Below are 16253 nucleotides of genomic sequence, written 5' to 3'. Positions count from 1 at the left end.
CCGTCCCCATTCCGCCCTGGGCATGCTCACCCCAGCCGAGTTCGCCCAGCGATGGAGGAGCCAACACCAACCGCAGCTCTCATAACGGGTGGACCACCAAACGGGGTCCGGTCAGGTGCATCGTGGCCTCATTCATCTTTTCGTGACCGACGGCGGGCCGGCGGGGGTGCGGCCGGGTGACGGCTCCGGAGGGCGCATCGGGTGACGGCTCCGGAGGGCGCATGAGGACAAGGCGCTTCGGAAGCGCAGCGGCTTGTCTGGGGGACAAGAGCTAGGCTTCTGTCCACAGGTAGTCCACTGAGAGGGGTTTATGAGAGGGGTTTACGCTCAGCATCCCCGAAGGAGTGCTGGAGCCCACCGGCGCCCACCAACATGATGCGAGGCAAGGGCGCTGCTGTACCTCCCGACCCTGTGTCATTTATGCCAGTACCTGTTCACTGTGCGTGGTCAGGCCCACTATGCTCGGGGAAGAACCGGTGGCCCTGGGCCGCTCGTGGTCAACCACGAGCCTTGGGTTGCATGGATGTAATGTCCGCTTGGGAGAAAGTGGGGGGACTATGTCCTCATCTCGTGTGGCCTTGATGAAAGACGCCTTGGTGAGCTTTGCTGAAAAGCTGACAGCGACATGGGCTCTGAATATTCCAGGCCAGCAAGAAGACCAACTTAAGTCCCCTACCACGATTCTGCTGGAGAAGGCTGGAACAGCTTATGGGCGTACTGTTGAGACTAAGACGGAGTCCGTAGTCACTGGCCTCGGCGGTCGGCCAGATATTGGTGTGGCAGTTAATGGCTTGCTTTGTGGGCATATTGAACTGAAGGCGCCGGGCATGGGAGCCCGTACCAGCAAGTACAAGGGCGACAACAAGAAACAATGGGAAAAATTTAAGTCGCTGCCGAACGTGATTTATACAGATGGCAATGAGTGGGCGCTTTATCGCACTGGCCAGCTGGTAGGTAAGGTCGTTCGGTTTTCAGGGGACGTTACGTCGGATGGGCGTAATGCTATCAGCGACGACAATGTAACCCAATACAGTGAACTGATTCGCAACTTCCTGACCTGGGATCCAATCGTTCCGGACTCCCCTCGTGGACTCGCAGAGGAACTCGCTCCTCTCTGTAGGTATCTGCGTACGGATGTGCTCTCCTCGCTAGCCATCCCGGGATCTGCAATGTCGATCCTGGCTGAGGAATGGCGTAGGTTCCTCTTCGGCGACGCGGATGATTTCCAATTCGCGGACGCGTACGCCCAGACACTGACTTATGCGATGCTGCTTGCGCGTCTTGAGGGAGTAACCGATCTGCGGCGAGACGCCGCTGATGCTTTGGACAAAGGGCACGGTTTGCTTGCTCAGGTTCTAAGAGTGCTTGCTCAGCCGGATGCGCGCGCAGAGATTGAGGTGCCGCTGAACCTCCTGGAACGTACGATTGCGGCTGTGGATCCTGAGGCTATTAGCCGGCACGGCGACCCATGGATTTACTTCTATGAAGATTTCCTGGCCGCCTACGACGAAAAATTGCGCAAAAATCGCGGAGTTTATTACACTCCTGCACAAGTCGTAGGCTGTCAAGTGAACCTTGTCACGGATCTCCTTATTAAAAGGTTTGGTAAGCCTCTTGGAATGGCTGACGATGACGTCACTGTGCTGGATCCAGCAGTGGGCACGGGGGCTTACCCACTCGCGGCTTTCCGCCGCAGCCTCGAGCTGGTTGAGAACGCTTACGGTGCGGGTGCTGTAGGTGCTCGAGCCACTAAGGCCGCAAAGAACCTGCATGGGTTCGAGTTGCTTGTTGGCCCCTATGCTGTTGCGCACCTTAGGCTCTCGGAGCAAGTTCTTTCGGCAGGGGGTGAACTTCCGGCAGATGGAGCCCATATTTATCTAACGGATACTCTTGAGTCGCCTTGGGAACCTGAAGGGCAACTGTCACTCGATTTGTTGCACCGCCGTCTAGCGGAGGAACACAAGCGGGCTCGGAAGGTTAAGTCGAGTGCCCGCGTTCTTGCTTGCATTGGAAATCCGCCCTATTACCGGCAGACCATAAGCTCAGATGATGTGGGAGTGGAGCGTCAAGGCGGATGGGTGCGATTCGGGAACCATGGGGATGACGGGATCCTTGCGGACTTCGTCAATCCGGCCATTGAGGCCGGCATGGGTGGTCATGTCAAGAACCTCTATAACCTTTACGTGTACTTTTGGCGCTGGGCTCTGTGGAAGGTGCTTGAGTCGACAGACGGACCTGGCATTGTCAGCTTCATTACGGCCTCCTCCTATCTTCGCGGTCCGGGTTTCGTCGGGATGCGTGAGGCGATGAGGAGGGCTTTCGATGAGCTCTGGATTATTGACCTTGAGGGAGACAACCTCGGGGCCCGTAAGACTGAGAACGTGTTCGCCATCCAGAACCCTGTGGCCATTGCGGTCGGTGTGCGCTACGGGACTCCCAAGCCTGATCAGCCGGCTACTGTCTGGTACGCGCGTATCACAGGAACGCGCCAAGAGAAGCTCACGCGACTCGGTGACGTAAAGACGTTCGATGATATGGCCTGGCAGCGATGCTTCAGAGGTTGGCACGAACCCTTTCTTCCGGAACAGTCTGGCGACTACTTTGCCTGGCCTTTGTTGACCGATGTTTTCCCTTGGCAGCATTCAGGAGTCCAGTTTAAGCGAACCTGGCCGATCGCTCCAGACACCCATACTCTAGGGCGCCGCTGGCAGGCATTGACTAACGCCCCTGACGCAAAAAAGTCGGATCTGTTCGTAGTCAGACCTGCCCGCAACCTTGACCGAGCGTATTCACGAGTCCCTGGCATGGATCCCGAGAATATGCCACCTACTCTTCCAGTATTGAGGAATGCGCGTCCGGAGGATCAGCCAACTACTGTGCGATATGGCTACAGAACTCTCGATAGGCAATTTGCCTTCGCGGATAGCAGGCTAGCTGACCGGCCGCGTGCGGATTTGTGGCGCGTCCACTCTGATAAGCAGGTGTACATGACAAGCCTGCTAACGGGTGTTCTCGGGCTAGGGCCCGCTGCGAGCGTCACAGCGTACGTTCCTGATCTACATCATTTCCGAGGGTCCTTTGGCGGGAAGGACGTCATTCCACTCTGGCGCGATGCAGCGGGGACCGAGGCTAACATTAACCCAGCTCTGGTGCAAAAGCTGTCTAGCCTGTTCAGTCAAAAAGTGACAGGGGAGGAGGTTTTCGCTTATTGCTATGCGGTTTTGTCCTCCCCTTCTTATGTCGATCAGTTCAGTGAAGAATTGGTACTGCCGGGCCCTCGCATTCCGATCACCAAGGATGTGCGCCTATTCACACAGGCGGTGGAGGTCGGGTGGCAGCTAATTTCTCTACATACTTTCGGGGAAAGGTCTGCTGAATCAGGCGTACGTGTGAATATCCCGCAAGGGGAAGCCAGGTGCGTCAAGGCAGTTCCCGGTGATCCCGCTGGTTATCCAGACGAGGCGTTCTACGACCGGCAAAGTCGAGTACTCCATGTGGGATCCGGGGAATTTGCTCCGGTGGCGCCAGAAGTATGGGACTTCTCAGTCAGTGGCTTTGAGCCGGTGCAATCTTGGGTAGCGTACCGCCTCGCCGAGGGGGCCGGTCGACGCAGCTCTTCACTGGATGGCATCAGACCAGAGCGTTGGACGGCTGAGATGACTGAAGAACTGCTCAGAGTGCTATGGATTGTGGAACGCACCTTGCAGTTGCAGCCAAGGCTGATCACCATGCTCGACGAAATTGTCAACGGTGAGACGGTCAGGCATGAAGAAATTCCGCAACCGGCTGAAAACTTGCGGGGGCCGATTTCTGAGGTTAAGCGTGTAGCTCATGTGCAGGGCACCTTCGACGAGTGAGTGAGTTGAAAGGAGATAGGTCGGCGGAGCGATTTTGGGCTGGAGCTGCTTTGGCGTGAGTGATCATGGCCCCGTAAGCTTCTGGCGCGTCGGGCAGGTAGTGGACCTGCCCGGTAAAGCACGACGTTGGGGCCATGATCTGCGAGGCTCGCGCCAAAGTGGCTGCCTAAAATCGCGGAGCCGACCGCCCCAGCCACGACGCACCCCTTTTCTGGCATCAAGCGGCTGATCGCTGTGCGCGCGGCAGCGAGCCGCACTTGAACCCGTAAAGAAGGTTGTAACTCAGCCGTTGGATGGGATGCGCCACAAGGGAGCTGCGTACTGCTCCGGGCGACGGTTGATGAGCAGTTGGCGCAGGGCTTCTCTGTGGGAGCCGTTGAGGTTCAGGGCCTCGGTGAGGTGGCGGAACGTGGTGTGGGTGACGCCGCGGGCTCGGGCTTCGCTGTGGAACTGGTCGAGCCGGGACAGTACGTCGTTGGGGTCCAGCTTCGTCGGCGGCTGTTCGGTGAGCCAGGTCGCCTTGTTGCGTTCGTAGTCGATTTCCGAGAAGCCGCAGATCTCGCGGCTGTGTGCCTCGGCCTCGTCCAGGGTGGCGGTGGTCATGACGGCGCGGGCCAGGCTGTTGCGGCTGAGCGCGTCGTCCAGGTCGACTTCGTGGACCGTGGGGCCTTCGTCGGTGAGGGGGACGGGAAGGCCGGCGTCGCGTACCTCGCAGGTGCCGCGGGCTCCTCGGGCTGTTGCGGCGAGCATGGCTGTGGCCTCCGAGGGGTGCCATTGCAGGATGCCGCCGATCGCATCCACATCCTCGGCTGTGAAGGTGTGGACGAGGGGGCCGAACAGGGGACGCAGGTCGTCGGGGGAGAGTTCGCCGTCCAGGCCGGGGCCTGCGATCAGGAGGCGGATCGGTGCGTTGACCTGGCAGCAGGCGGCGAGGGTGAGGGCGTCGGCGAGTGGGCTTTTGAGGGTGGGTTCGTCGCCCCGGGCGAGGATGTCGCCGCCGACGTCGAGCAGGTCGATCGATGCCGGGGCCAAGTGGGTCACCAGCTCTTCGAGCTGACGGGTGATGCCCTCGGCGCCGTGGTGGGGGTCGAGCAGGGCCAGGGTGTGGGGCAGCTCTGCTGCGAGACGGGGGAGGGTGGAGCCTCCTGGAGGGATCGGCCGGGCCGTGGCCGGTACCGACCGGACGGACCGAGTGAGCTGCTCGAGTCCCGTGAAGCCGTCGGCTCCCCGTGGCCCCGGGTGCGGGTCGATCAGGAGGCGGTCCCAGGCGTACGTGAAGATCACCGCCTGGTCCTCGTCGCCGTAGAGGGCGGCGTGAAGCATTGCGGCGGCGACTGCGTCGCCCCCTCCTCCTGCTGCGACGATCAACCGCGTCATGCGGTCAGACTACGGGTTCAGGGGTTGGCCACTCACCCTATAGTGGCTAGAGGCCATAGCCACTTGGACAGAAAGGAGGGGGGATGCCTCAGATCGAAGAGGCTCTGCCGAAGTACCTCCAGATCGCTCACTACATCCGCGACCAGATCCTTCGGGGGGACCTGCGTCCAGGGGACGAGGTGCCCTCGGAACGGCAGCTCGCCGCGGACTGGAACGTGTCCCGGCCCACGGCCGCACGGGCACTGCAAGCGCTGAGCCATCAGGGCCTGGTCGAGAAGCGCCAAGGGTCGGGCACCTATGTGCGCAGTCTCGAAGTGAACCGGCGTGCACGGGAGTTGTACGGGCGTGCTCGGCAGACCGGGAAGATCTACACGCCCGGAGAGTACGCGGTGATCACTTCGGCCGGGTGGACGGAGGCTCCGGACTACGTCGCCGAGGCCCTGGGCCTGGTGAAGGACCGTCGAGCCGTGCACCGCCGGCGTGTGACCAACAATCAGGACGGTCCGATCACGCTGTCCACCTCGTGGTTCGCTCCGGACGTCGGCCGGCGCGCGCCCAGGCTCATGGATCCCGAGCGGATCACGGAAGGGACGCTCATGTACGTCGAGAAGATGACGGGGCGTCAAGGTAGCTACGCGGAGGACCGCATGTGCGCTCGGGCCGCCACGGACGAGGAGGCGGCCGACCTGCGGTTGGAGCCGGGTTCCCCGGTCCTCGTCGTCCATCATGTCGTCTTCGACTTGCAGGACCGGCCCCTGGAGTTCGCCGAAGCCACCTACCCGCCTCACCGCTGGGCGTTCGAACAGGGGTACCCCCTCACCTGATTGACGACTCGCCGGTTCCGGTGAATCGCTTGCGCCTCCAAAGTGGCTAATGCCACTATCCAGAAAGTGGCTAATGCCACTTGAAGGAGAAGGGGGCACGACGTGACGAGTCGGCGGCCGGAGCGGGATGCGCGCTTAGCGTGCCGGGGGTGTCGGGGGCGTGGGTGGAAGCGCGTCGGCTCCCGGACGGAGCTGGCGCTCTCCACGGCCAATGACCGCGGCCGTGCCACGTCGAAGCGGCGCTGCCTCGACTGCGACGGCAGCGGCAAGGAGTGAGCACGCATGGCCTACACGATCGACCGCTACCCCTGCGAGGGCTCACCGCGGCTCGGAGCAATGACCTTGCATCCTGAGCCCGAGTCCGTGTCCCGCGCCCGGCGCTGGTTCCGGAAGTTCATCGCTCCGTACAACCCGGCCTGCTCAATCGACGACTGCACGCTGATGATCTCGGAGCTGGTGACCAACGCCATCCGCTACGGGAGGTCGGACGAGCCCTGGCTGGTACGGGTCGAGTGGTACCGCGAGGGAACCTCGCTCCGCGTCGAGGTGCACAACCCGGGTTTCCCGGCGAACGTGCGCCTGCGGCACCCCGACGCCGATGACGCGCACGGGCGGGGGCTGCTCCTGGTCGACTCCATCGCCGACTCCTGGCACTCCGGGCCCAGCCGCTTCGGCGGAACGGTCGTCTCCTTCGTGGTGGCCGATGCCTGGCCGGCGTGATGGGATAGCCCTCTGCTTCTCCTGCCGGTGCGCAAGTGTCGCTAGTCTGGTTGACCAGTTGACTTGGCCAATCTCGACGGGCGGCGTTCATGGCATATGAAGTGGAGCCACCGAAGTACGTGCGCCTTGCGCAGACGCTTCAGCGTCGCATTGAGGACGGCACGTATGCGCCCGGCACCCGCGTGCCCAGCGAGAACCAGCTGGTGCAGACCTTCGGGATGTCCCGCCCGACCGTCGTCCGAGCGCTGGAGCTGCTGAAGCGGGACGGCTGGCTCGAGTCCCGGCAGGGATACGGCACGATCGTCCGAGCCCGCCCGGAGGTCGTCGAGCGGAAGGACCGGCGGGGGCGGGAGGCGCTGGAACGTGATGAGGCGCAGAGCGCGGGCCGTCTGATCGACGTCGGACGCGTGCCCGTCCCGGCTCGGGTGGCCTCGGCGCTCGGCCTGCCGAAGAGCGCTGAGGTCCTCATGCGCCGCTTCCTGGTCGAAGAGGACGGCGAAGCCGTCGAGCTGGTCTCGTCGTACTTCCCCGCCGGCATGGTCGAAGGCACCGAGCTGGAGGCTGACGCGCCTCTGAGCGGGAGCACCCGCGAACACCTTGAAGCACGGAAGAAGGTTCGCTTCGACCATGTGACCGAGCGGGTTTCGGCTCGGCTGCCCGAAGCGCGTGAGGCGGAGCTGCTGGAGCTGCCGGACGGTGTTCCCGTGCTGAGCGTTCTGGTCATCGCGCGTGACGCCTCCGGCCGCGCCTTGCAGGTCTCCGACGTGCTGCTTCCGGCCGACCGGCAGGAACTCGAGGACACCTACCGTCTGAACTGACGCCGCCCTTCGGGCGAGACTCCGGCGAAAGCAACTTGACAAGTCAACCTGTCATCTCTAGCGTCAAACTTGCTAAGTCAACTTGTCAGGTTGGCAAGTTGGTCGACTCTCAGAAGGAGCAATCCCTGTGCGTGTGATCCGCGTTGACGCCTCGACCGCCACGATCCTGCTCACCGAGGCTCCGGCGCCGAAGGTGCGCGACCGGCAGACCGGTGAGATCGCCAAGGACGCGGTGACCGGTGAGGCACTGATGACCGTCGGCGTCGTCTACATCGACGAGGGCGAGTCGTCGCTGATCCAGGTCACCGTCCCGGAGAGCGGCGTGGCCGAGGGCCTGACGGTCGGTGCTCCGGTCTCGCTGCCGGGGCTGGTGGCACGGCCGTGGCAGAGCGTCTTCAACGGCCGGGAGCGGCACGGCATCGCCTATCGGGCGACCGCCGTCACCCCGGGTGCCTTCCCGCTGGCCGAAGCGGGCTGATCGCTGTGACGGACCTGGTGACGTGGGCCGAGCTGGGCGGTCTGCTCGCTGCGGCAGGCGGCGCCGTCTACGCCCGGCACGCCCACCCGGCGGCGTACTGGTCCACAGTCGGGCTGCCGCTCACGGTGGTCCGGCTGCTGGCCTCGTACTCCTCGACCATGGACGCCTGCGGTCTGACCGTCGAGCCGCCCCGGTGGCGGGCGCTGGCCGTCCGGGCGACCACCCGTCGTGAGATCCGGCCGGTGCCTCCTCGGCGGGGTGCCATCCGGCCCACCACGACCGGCCTGCGCATGCGGCTGCGGCTGGCTCCGGGACAGGAGCCGGCGGACCTGGCGGCCTCCACCGAACGCCTCCGGCACGCCTGGGGTGTCCACGCCGTCCACGTGCGGGACATCAAGCCGGGCGTCGTCGAACTGCGGCTCGTCGGCTTCGATGTGCTGCGGAAGGTGCGGATGCCCCGTCGGCTGGACGGCGGTCCCCTTCGGATCCCGGTGGCGTTACGGGAGGACGCGACCGCGTTCGTACGGGACTACCGGGCCGTACCGCATGAGCTGGTGCTCGGCGCCACGCTCTCGGGCAAGTCCATGTACCTGCGGAACCTGCTGACCGGGCTCGCCGCCCAGCCGGTGGCCCTGGTCGGCATCGACTGCAAGCGCGGGGTCGAACTGGCGCCCTTCGCGCCTCGGCTCTCCGCCCTGGCGACCGAACCGGACCAGGCGGCCGAGCTGCTTCCCGTGCTCGTGAAGGAAATGGAGGACCGCTACGACCTGATCAAGGCCCGGCAGGGCATCGCGCCCGACACCCCGGAACAGCTGATCACCTCGGACATCTGGGGACTGCCGGAGGACGAACGCCCGGCCCCGATCGTGCTGTTCATCGACGAAGTGGCCGAACTCTTCCTCGTCGCCACACGGAAGGAGGAAGAGCGGCGGGACGAGATGGTCACCCAGCTCATCCGGCTCGCCCAACTCGGCCGTGCCGCCGGGATCCATCTCGAAGTGTGCGGGCAGCGCTTCGGCGCCGAACTGGGCAAGGGCGCGACCATGCTCCGCGCTCAGCTCACCGGCCGTGTCTGCCACCGTGTGAACGACGAAGCCTCGGCCAAGATGGCGCTCGGCGACATCGCCCCTGAGGCCGTCCTCGCGGCCTGCGCCATCGCCCCCGAGCTGCCCGGTCTGGCCGTCGTCGGCGACACCTCCGGCGGCTGGTCCCGCATCCGCACTCCCTATCTCTCCCTTGCCGATGCCGCGGCCACCTGCCGCGCGGCGGCGGATCTCACCCCCGACGTACCGGCGCTCGATCCCTTCCGGCCGTACGTCCCGCCGATGCCGGTGGAAGCGTCCGGGCCCCTGGCCACGACGCACCCGGCCACCGAGTAGACGCACTCCGCCCCACGGCCGGCACGGCTGTTCCGTGCCACGTCCCTACCCCCTCCATGCCTGGAACCGGAAGGAGTCGTGCCGTGCGTGTCCTGTCCGTCCGCCTCGACGCCGTACTCGTCCAAGCACTGATCGCCGCCGCGCTGTCCTTCGCCCACCTGCACGACCTGGCTGCCGCTGCCGGGCAGGACGGCTGGAAGGCATGGGCCTACCCGGTCTCCGTCGATCTGCTGTTGGTGGCGGCCTGGCGGCGGTTGCGCTCCGGTGAGGCGAAAGCGGCCGGGTGGTGCTGGTTCCTCGTCGCCCTGACCGCCTCGCTCGGCGCCAACGTCGCCACGGCCGGGCTGCTCGACCTGAACGCCGTACCGAACTGGCTGCGCATCCTCGTCGCCGGATGGCCCGCGGTCGCCTTCCTGGGCGGAACGCTGCTCGCCCACGGAGCAGCCGCGCATGCCTCGACGGGAAAGCGCGAGTCGGCCCCGGAACCCGAGGCACCCCAAACCCCTGCCTCTGCCCCTGAGTTGCCCGCTGCGGAGCCGGAACCGGTTCCGCCCTCCACGCCCCCGGTTCCGCCGGCGCTTCTCACACTCGCGCGCAAGGTCGCCGACGAACACCGCGCCCGGACCGGAACGCCCATCGACACCTCGACCCTTCGCGCCCGGCTCGGCGTCCCGCTGCCGCTGGCCGAAGCCATCGCCACCCACCTCACCTGACCCGGAGGACTTTCCACCGTGCGCCCGTCCACGCTCCGTGCGCTGAACCGCGCCGCCGAGCTGACCCGACAGAACCGCTTCGCCGAAGCGCTGCTCATCGCCGAACCCGTGATCCTCACCGCCGACAAGCACGAGGGCGAAGAGATCCGGCGGTGGCTGCTCGACCGCGTCGCCGACTTCACCGGCGAGAACCACGAGAACTCGAAGGAGCTGCCCTGATGCCCGCCACCCCGCGTTTCCGCCGCGTCGTCCGCATCGGCCCCGTCCAGGTCGCCACCTACTACGACGGCCGGGGCCACGAGAAGCACACCGCCGCCTGCACGGCCCCGCGCTGCGGCTTCTCCGCCGACTACGACAGCCGGGCCGCCGCCGAGCTGGCCGCCCGCACCCACCGCTGCGCCGTCCGCTGAAGGAGTCCCCGTGACCGTCTCGCTGCCGCTCGTCTTCGTCCTGGGCGTCATCGCCTGGGCCGCGATCAGATTCCTCGGCGTCCGCCTCTGGGTCGCCGTCGTCATCGCGCTGTTCGGCTTCTGGCTCTCGCACACCTTCCTCGCCCCCGCCATCGAGTCCGGCACTCGCTCCGGGATCGACGTCGTCAACGGCACCCACGAGTGACAAGGAGGACCACCGTGCTCCGTCCCAAGCTGCCCGACATTCCGACCCTGCCGACGACAACCGTCGCACCTCAGCACACGCAGGCCCCGGCCTCCTCGGCCGGCCGCCCGGTCGCCCCGCACGTGGGCGTCGGCGCGGTCGCCGCCGTGGTCGTCGTCGGAGTCGTACTCACCGCGCTCCTGGCGGCCGTCGCCGTCTCGGCCGTGTCCGTGGCCATCGCCGCCGTGGTCCTGCGCTCCCTCCTCAGCAGCGCGCACCAGCGCTGACCGGCCGCCGGGGCGGCAAACGCCGCCAAGCATCCCGCCGCCCCGGGGCCGATGCCTCCCAACCGTCGCAATGGCTGAAAGGAACTCCCATCATCACCCAGCAGACTCCGCCCCCGCTGGCGGAACTCTCCATGCTGGCCTCCCTCGGCACCCTGCCCGAGCTGGCCCGCCAACTGTCCGGCCTGGGCGGCTGCACCCGCCCCATTCGCCTCGACGGTCACCGCACCGAGTACGCGGTCGACACCACGACCGGCGAGATCGGCCGCGTCCTGCACCACCTCGACTCGGCCGACCTGCCCGCCGGCCAACTCCTCGTACGCTGCAACAACCGCCGCGCCACCCGATGCGCGGCCTGCGCCGAGACCTACCGCCGCGACACCTTCCACCTGATCACCGCCGGACTGCGCGGCGGCAAGGGCCTGCCCGAACAGGTCGCCACGCACCCGCGCGTCTTCGCCACCTTCACCGCCCCCGGCTTCGGCCCGGTCCACAACCGCCCCTCCGACGGCCGTAACTGCCGTTGCGGCACCCGGCACGAGGAAGACGACGCCGTCCTGGGAACGCCCCTCGACCCGGAGTCCTACGACTACGAAGCGGCCGTGCTGTGGAACGCGCACGCCGGGATCCTGTGGCGGCGGTTCTCGATCTATCTGCGCCGCGAGGTCGCCAAGCGGGCGGGGCTGACGCAGCGGACGTTTAGGCACCACGCCCGGATCTCCTTCGCCAAGGTGGCCGAGTACCAGAAGCGCGGTGCCGTCCACTTCCACGCCGTCATCCGCCTCGACGGCCCCGAGGGCGGCGACACTCCGCCTCCTGCCTGGGCCACCGCCGAGCTGCTGACCGACGCCATCCGCACCGCTGCGGCCAAGGCCCGGGTGTGCGGGCCGGTCGTCGACGGCCGCGCCCACACCTTCGCCTTCGGCCGCCAGCTCGACGTGCGCATCATCCGCTCCGCCGACTTCACAGGCGGGCAGGAGCTGACCGAGCGGGCCGTGGCGGCGTACATCGCCAAGTACGCCACCAAGGGCGCCGAGACGGCCACGGGCGCCCTGGACCGGCCGCTGAAGTTCGCCGCCGAACTGGCCCAGCTCGACATCAGCGACCACGCCCGCCGGCTCATCCGCACCGCCTGGACCCTCGGCGCACGCAAGGACCTTGAACACCTCCGCCTGCGGGCCTGGGCCCACATGCTCGGCTTCCGCGGCCACTTCTCCACCAAATCCCGCTGCTACTCCACCACCCTCGGCGCCCTCCGCGACGCCCGCGCCGAGTGGCGCCGGGCCCAAGCGGCCCCGCCCGTCACGCAAGACGGCGAAACCACGCTCGTTCTCGCGCACTGGGTCTTCGCCGGTACCGGCCTGTCCGACGCCGAGGCCTGGCTCGCCGCGTCCCTCGAACCCGCCCCCGGAACGGAAGGAGAGCCCACCCATGGCTGACCGCTGCCTGACCGTGGCGCAGGTGGCCGAACTCCTCGGCACCACGGAGCGCTTCCCGCGTCGCCTGGTCGAGGAGCGGCGCATCCGGTACGTCAAGGTCGGCCGCCACGTCCGTATCCCGGAGAGCGCGGTCGAGGAGTTCATCGAATCGCACACTGTCGAGCCGATCAGGCTTCACCGTGCCGGAGTGCGGAGGGTTGCTTGATGGCCAATAAGAGGGGCAGGCGTCGGCGCTTCGGTGCGGTGAGGCAGTACCGGTCCGGTCGCTGGACGGCTTCGTATCTCGGTCCTAGCGGTGAACGCATCCGCTCGGGCGAGACCTTCGCGACCAAGAAGGAGGCCGAGATCTGGCTGTCCCAGGTCGAGGCGGACCTCAGCCGCGGGGACTGGCGTGCTCCCGACGCTGGGGCGGTCAACTTCCGTGTCTACGCCGAGAAGTGGGTCGAGGAACGGGAGTTGGCCGTGCGAACCGAGGACCTGTACCGGCATCTGCTTCGCCTGCACATCTTTCCGACGTTCGGCGGGCTGGACCTTGACGAGATCACCTCGCCGAGTGTCCGTGAGTGGCGCGCCGAACGGCTGCGCACCACCGGAGCCAAGACCACCGTTGCCAAGGCGTACCGCCTCCTCAAGTCCATCCTTGAGACGGCCGTCGATGACGAGCTGATCCAGCGCAACCCGTGCCGGATCAAGGGCGCCGGCAAGGAGTCCGCGGCCGAGCGGCGCATTGCCACCGTCGCCCAGGTCGACGCGCTCGCCGACGCGATCGGCATTCGCTGGCGGCTCATGGTCTACCTCGGCGCGTACGGCCCGATGCGGCCTGAGGAGCTGGCGGGCCTGCGCCGCCGGGATGTGGATGTCGACAATCTCGTGATCCGCGTGCGCGTCGCCGAGCCCGAGCGCACCAACGGCAAACGGGCCCCCGGGCCGACCAAGTCCGACGCGAGTGCTCGTGTCGTCGTCCTTCCGGCCTTCCTGCGCAAGGAGGTGCAGCGGCATCTCGACTGGTTCGCGGAGAAGGGACCTGACGGCCTGGTCTTCGTCGGGGAGAAGGGCGCGGCCTTCCGGCGCACCACCTTCGGACGGAAGTGGCGACGGGCTCGCGCGGTCGCCGGCCTCCCGGACGGATTCCGCTTCTACGATCTTCGTCATACCGGGCACACTCTGCTGACCCGCTCAGGTGCCACGCTCCGGGACACCATGGTGCGGGCCGGGCAGTCCTCCGAGAAGGCCGCGCTGATCTACCAGCACAGCGACGAGGAGCGGCAACGGGAGGTCGCCGCCGGGCTGGACGACCTCGTGCGGGCCGAACGTGCGAAGCACCACACCGGCGACCGCGTGCACCACAAGGAGGGGCCTTCCGAGAGCTAGTGGTGCGGTTGTGGTGCGCCTGCCGCCCACTGGTCTGGACAACAAAGAACCCCCGGGTCTCTGACCTGGGGGTTTCGCTTGGAGCGGGTGACGAGAATCGAACTCGCGCTCTCAGCTTGGGAAGCTGATGTTCTACCATTAAACTACACCCGCACACGACGCCGACCGAAGTCGGTGTCTGGCGCTTGCATACTTTACCTCATCTCCGGCCCCTGGTGCTCGAGCCCAGGGGCCGGATCTGTGTTTTCGAGGTGTGGGGACACGGAGTTGGGGCGTACGGTGGTAGTGGGGGAGAGGAAGCGTGTGGGGTGGAAGCTTCGCGTGGTGGGCGTCTGCTTGATCCCTTATTGTGGCTTTTGTCGTCAGGCGGCAAGAAGCCGGACGCGCTTCTGGTGAAGGGACTCAAGGGACTTGATGGAGCGCACCGTCGTCCGTTGTGCCGAAGGGCACGTGTTCAGCACCGCTTCGTTTCCGATGCAGCAGGCCGAGCGGCTCGGCCCCTGCAGGCTCGTGAGGTGTCCGCGGTGTGCCCGGCTCCGCAGTGCGGTGCTGGTGAACCGGGGAAAGCGGTAGAGGGCCGCGGGAAGCGGTAGAGGACATCGCGACAGCCGGCGCGTGGAGTCGTCCCGATTGCGGGGGCTCCGCGCGCCTTGCGTATCCTCAGGACGTGCTTCTCTCAGACAAGGACATCCGGGCCGAGATCGATGCCGGACGGGTACGGATCGAACCCTACGACGAGTCCATGGTGCAGCCGTCGAGTGTCGACGTACGGCTGGACCGCTACTTCCGGGTGTTCGAGAACCACCGCTATCCCCACATCGACCCCTCCGTCGAGCAGCCGGACCTCACCCGGCTCGTCGAGCCGGAGGGCGACGAGCCCTTCATCCTGCACCCCGGGGAGTTCGTCCTCGCGTCCACGTACGAGGTGATCACGCTCCCCGTCGACCTCGCCTCCCGGCTCGAGGGCAAGAGCTCGCTGGGCCGGCTGGGGCTCGTCACCCACTCCACCGCCGGGTTCATCGACCCCGGGTTCTCCGGGCACGTGACCCTGGAGCTGTCCAACCTCGCCACCCTGCCGATCAAGCTGTGGCCCGGTATGAAGATCGGGCAGCTGTGTCTGTTCCGGCTCTCCTCGCCCGCCGAGGCGCCGTACGGCAGCGAGCGCTACGGCTCCCGCTACCAGGGACAGCGCGGGCCCACCGCCTCCCGGTCCTACATCAACTTCCACCGGACGCGGGTGTGAGGAAGCCGTCCTGAGAGAGACGCCGAAGGGGCCCGGCCGACCGGCCGGGCCCCTTCCCTTGTGCGCGTCTTCTTGTGCACGTGCCGCCGTCCGTCGGACGGGTGCTCTCAGAAGGTGCCCAGCTTCACGATCGACAGCAGGGCGATCAGCTGGATCGCCGAGGCACCCAGGGCCTTCGGCCAGGGCAGGTCGTGGGAGCGGCCGACCATGAGGGTCAGCAGGGCACCGCCCGCGACCCAGGTGGCCCAGCCGAGCGCCTGGACGAAGCCCGCGTCGCCGCCGAAGAACACGGCGAAGAGCAGACGCGGTGCGTCCGTGATGGACATGATCAGCATGGACAGGCCGACCGTGGGCTGCCAGGCGCCGTTGCCGCCGAGCTGGCGGGCCAGGGTGTGGGTGACCACGCCCAGGACGAAGGCGCTGATCACCATGGCCACCGCGCTGACCAGGACGATCGGTATCGCGTTGGACAGCGTGGCGTTGATGGCGTCCTCACGGGCCTCGTCGAAGCCGAAGACCGCGAGCAGGCCGTAGAGGAACGTCACGATGAGGGCGGGGCCCCACATCGTGTAGTCGCGCATCCGCAGGAAGGTCTGGTTGGGCGAGAGGACGATGCCCCGCAGCAGCTCCTTCCAGGTCAGCGGGGGACCCGTCGGACCGGCCGGGACCGGCTCCGCGGGGTGGGGCCCGTCCTGGCCGTACGGGACCTCGTCCAGCGCGAACGCCTGGGTGTGGCCCGGGTTGTTGGCCGTGTACGGGTCGTGGGCCCCGTGCGGGTGGCCGTCGTCGCCGAAGTACTCCGGCCCCTCCCGGCCGCCGCCGTGGCCGCCGTGGACGCCCGGCCACTGGACCCTGCCGGGCTCGTACGGCGGTCGCTGCCGCGGCGGGTACGGCCGCGGCGTCGGCGGAGAGCCGTACGGCGGCGTCTGAGGTGCCTGCTGTCCGTACGGAACTTGTTGGGGTCGCGCGTGCGGTGCGCGGTCGTCGCGGCCGCCGCGCCCGATCCTGAATCCAGCCACGTCATCGAACGTACCTGGTCCCGACAACTCCCGGGCCCGGCCGGGGGTATGGACGGAGCATTGCGGCCGAGCTGTGACATCCCCTAGGGGAGCCGGGCGGGGACGTCCCGGGGACGTCCCGGGGGTGCCCCCGGGAG

The 16253-nt window shown here is 66.7% G+C and carries 17 protein-coding genes and 1 tRNA gene; 15 read left to right on the top strand and 3 right to left on the bottom strand.

Annotated elements, in window-relative coordinates:
* Positions 1-581: 581 nt before the first annotated feature.
* Positions 582-3857 carry a type ISP restriction/modification enzyme gene (locus CCN35_RS27745; RefSeq protein WP_158100412.1) on the top strand — a complete coding sequence of 1092 codons (3276 nt, stop codon included), beginning with the start codon at positions 582-584 and terminating at the stop codon, positions 3855-3857.
* Positions 3858-4139: 282 nt separating this feature from the next.
* On the opposite strand, the gene CCN35_RS15190 is transcribed toward CCN35_RS27745, so the two are convergent.
* Positions 4140-5234 carry a DUF1152 domain-containing protein gene (locus CCN35_RS15190; protein WP_086793114.1) on the bottom strand — a complete coding sequence of 365 codons (1095 nt, stop codon included), beginning with the start codon at positions 5232-5234 and terminating at the stop codon, positions 4140-4142.
* An 83-nt stretch (positions 5235-5317) separates the two neighbouring features.
* Here CCN35_RS15190 and CCN35_RS15185 point away from each other — a divergent pair, with 83 nt between their 5' ends.
* From CCN35_RS15185 to CCN35_RS15125, 13 genes are all read left to right on the top strand, one after another.
* Positions 5318-6058, top strand: a complete 741-nt coding sequence (locus CCN35_RS15185; RefSeq protein ID WP_086793113.1) for a GntR family transcriptional regulator — start codon at positions 5318-5320, stop codon at positions 6056-6058.
* Between the two features lie 282 nt (positions 6059-6340).
* Positions 6341-6778, top strand: coding sequence for an ATP-binding protein (locus CCN35_RS15180; protein ID WP_086793111.1), 438 nt, complete (start codon positions 6341-6343; stop codon positions 6776-6778).
* 89 nt (positions 6779-6867) lie between these two features.
* Complete coding sequence (locus CCN35_RS15175) at positions 6868-7596, top strand: GntR family transcriptional regulator (RefSeq protein WP_086793109.1); 729 nt, start codon at positions 6868-6870, stop codon at positions 7594-7596.
* Between the two features lie 127 nt (positions 7597-7723).
* The gene (locus CCN35_RS15170) at positions 7724-8074 is read left to right on the top strand and encodes an SCO3933 family regulatory protein (RefSeq protein WP_086793107.1); all 351 of its coding nucleotides are present in this window, start codon (positions 7724-7726) and stop codon (positions 8072-8074) included.
* A 5-nt stretch (positions 8075-8079) separates the two neighbouring features.
* Positions 8080-9453: an FtsK/SpoIIIE domain-containing protein gene (locus CCN35_RS15165; protein ID WP_086793106.1), complete on the top strand. Its 1374-nt coding sequence runs from the start codon at positions 8080-8082 to the stop codon at positions 9451-9453.
* A 56-nt stretch (positions 9454-9509) separates the two neighbouring features.
* Positions 9510-10166 (top strand): DUF2637 domain-containing protein, encoded by a 657-nt coding sequence (locus CCN35_RS15160; RefSeq protein ID WP_211285527.1) that lies wholly within the window; start codon positions 9510-9512, stop codon positions 10164-10166.
* A gap of 18 nt (positions 10167-10184) precedes the next feature.
* Positions 10185-10385 (top strand): hypothetical protein, encoded by a 201-nt coding sequence (locus CCN35_RS15155; RefSeq protein WP_086793102.1) that lies wholly within the window; start codon positions 10185-10187, stop codon positions 10383-10385.
* The gene (locus tag CCN35_RS15150) at positions 10385-10576 is read left to right on the top strand and encodes a mobile element transfer protein (RefSeq protein WP_086793099.1); all 192 of its coding nucleotides are present in this window, start codon (positions 10385-10387) and stop codon (positions 10574-10576) included. Before CCN35_RS15155 ends, CCN35_RS15150 begins: the two co-directional genes overlap by 1 nt.
* Before the next feature lie 10 nt (positions 10577-10586).
* Positions 10587-10781, top strand: a complete 195-nt coding sequence (locus tag CCN35_RS15145) for a hypothetical protein (RefSeq protein ID WP_086793097.1) — start codon at positions 10587-10589, stop codon at positions 10779-10781.
* A gap of 14 nt (positions 10782-10795) precedes the next feature.
* Complete coding sequence (locus tag CCN35_RS15140; RefSeq protein WP_086793095.1) at positions 10796-11047, top strand: SpdD protein; 252 nt, start codon at positions 10796-10798, stop codon at positions 11045-11047.
* A 131-nt stretch (positions 11048-11178) separates the two neighbouring features.
* Entirely contained in the window at positions 11179-12483 is a 1305-nt protein-coding gene (locus CCN35_RS15135; protein WP_086793093.1) for a replication initiator, read from the top strand.
* Positions 12476-12688, top strand: coding sequence for an excisionase family DNA-binding protein (locus CCN35_RS15130; RefSeq protein ID WP_086793091.1), 213 nt, complete (start codon positions 12476-12478; stop codon positions 12686-12688). Before CCN35_RS15135 ends, CCN35_RS15130 begins: the two co-directional genes overlap by 8 nt.
* Positions 12688-13854 carry a tyrosine-type recombinase/integrase gene (locus CCN35_RS15125; RefSeq protein WP_086793089.1) on the top strand — a complete coding sequence of 389 codons (1167 nt, stop codon included), beginning with the start codon at positions 12688-12690 and terminating at the stop codon, positions 13852-13854. The genes CCN35_RS15130 and CCN35_RS15125 overlap by 1 nt, the downstream gene beginning before the upstream one ends.
* 79 nt (positions 13855-13933) lie before the next feature.
* On the opposite strand, the gene CCN35_RS15120 is transcribed toward CCN35_RS15125, so the two are convergent.
* Positions 13934-14007: transfer RNA gene (locus CCN35_RS15120), tRNA-Gly, on the bottom strand.
* A gap of 514 nt (positions 14008-14521) precedes the next feature.
* Here CCN35_RS15120 and dcd point away from each other — a divergent pair.
* Positions 14522-15097: a dCTP deaminase gene (gene dcd, locus CCN35_RS15115; RefSeq protein ID WP_067398867.1), complete on the top strand. Its 576-nt coding sequence runs from the start codon at positions 14522-14524 to the stop codon at positions 15095-15097.
* Positions 15098-15204: 107 nt separating this feature from the next.
* Here dcd and CCN35_RS15110 read toward each other — a convergent pair whose 3' ends face one another.
* Complete coding sequence (locus CCN35_RS15110) at positions 15205-16116, bottom strand: Yip1 family protein (RefSeq protein ID WP_067398865.1); 912 nt, start codon at positions 16114-16116, stop codon at positions 15205-15207.
* Positions 16117-16253 lie beyond the last annotated feature (137 nt).

Source organism: Streptomyces thermovulgaris, from assembly GCF_002155915.1.
GTDB lineage: Bacteria > Actinomycetota > Actinomycetes > Streptomycetales > Streptomycetaceae > Streptomyces > Streptomyces thermovulgaris.
Note: the sequence above shows the minus strand (reverse complement) of the source record. Positions and strands in the feature narration are given on the sequence as shown.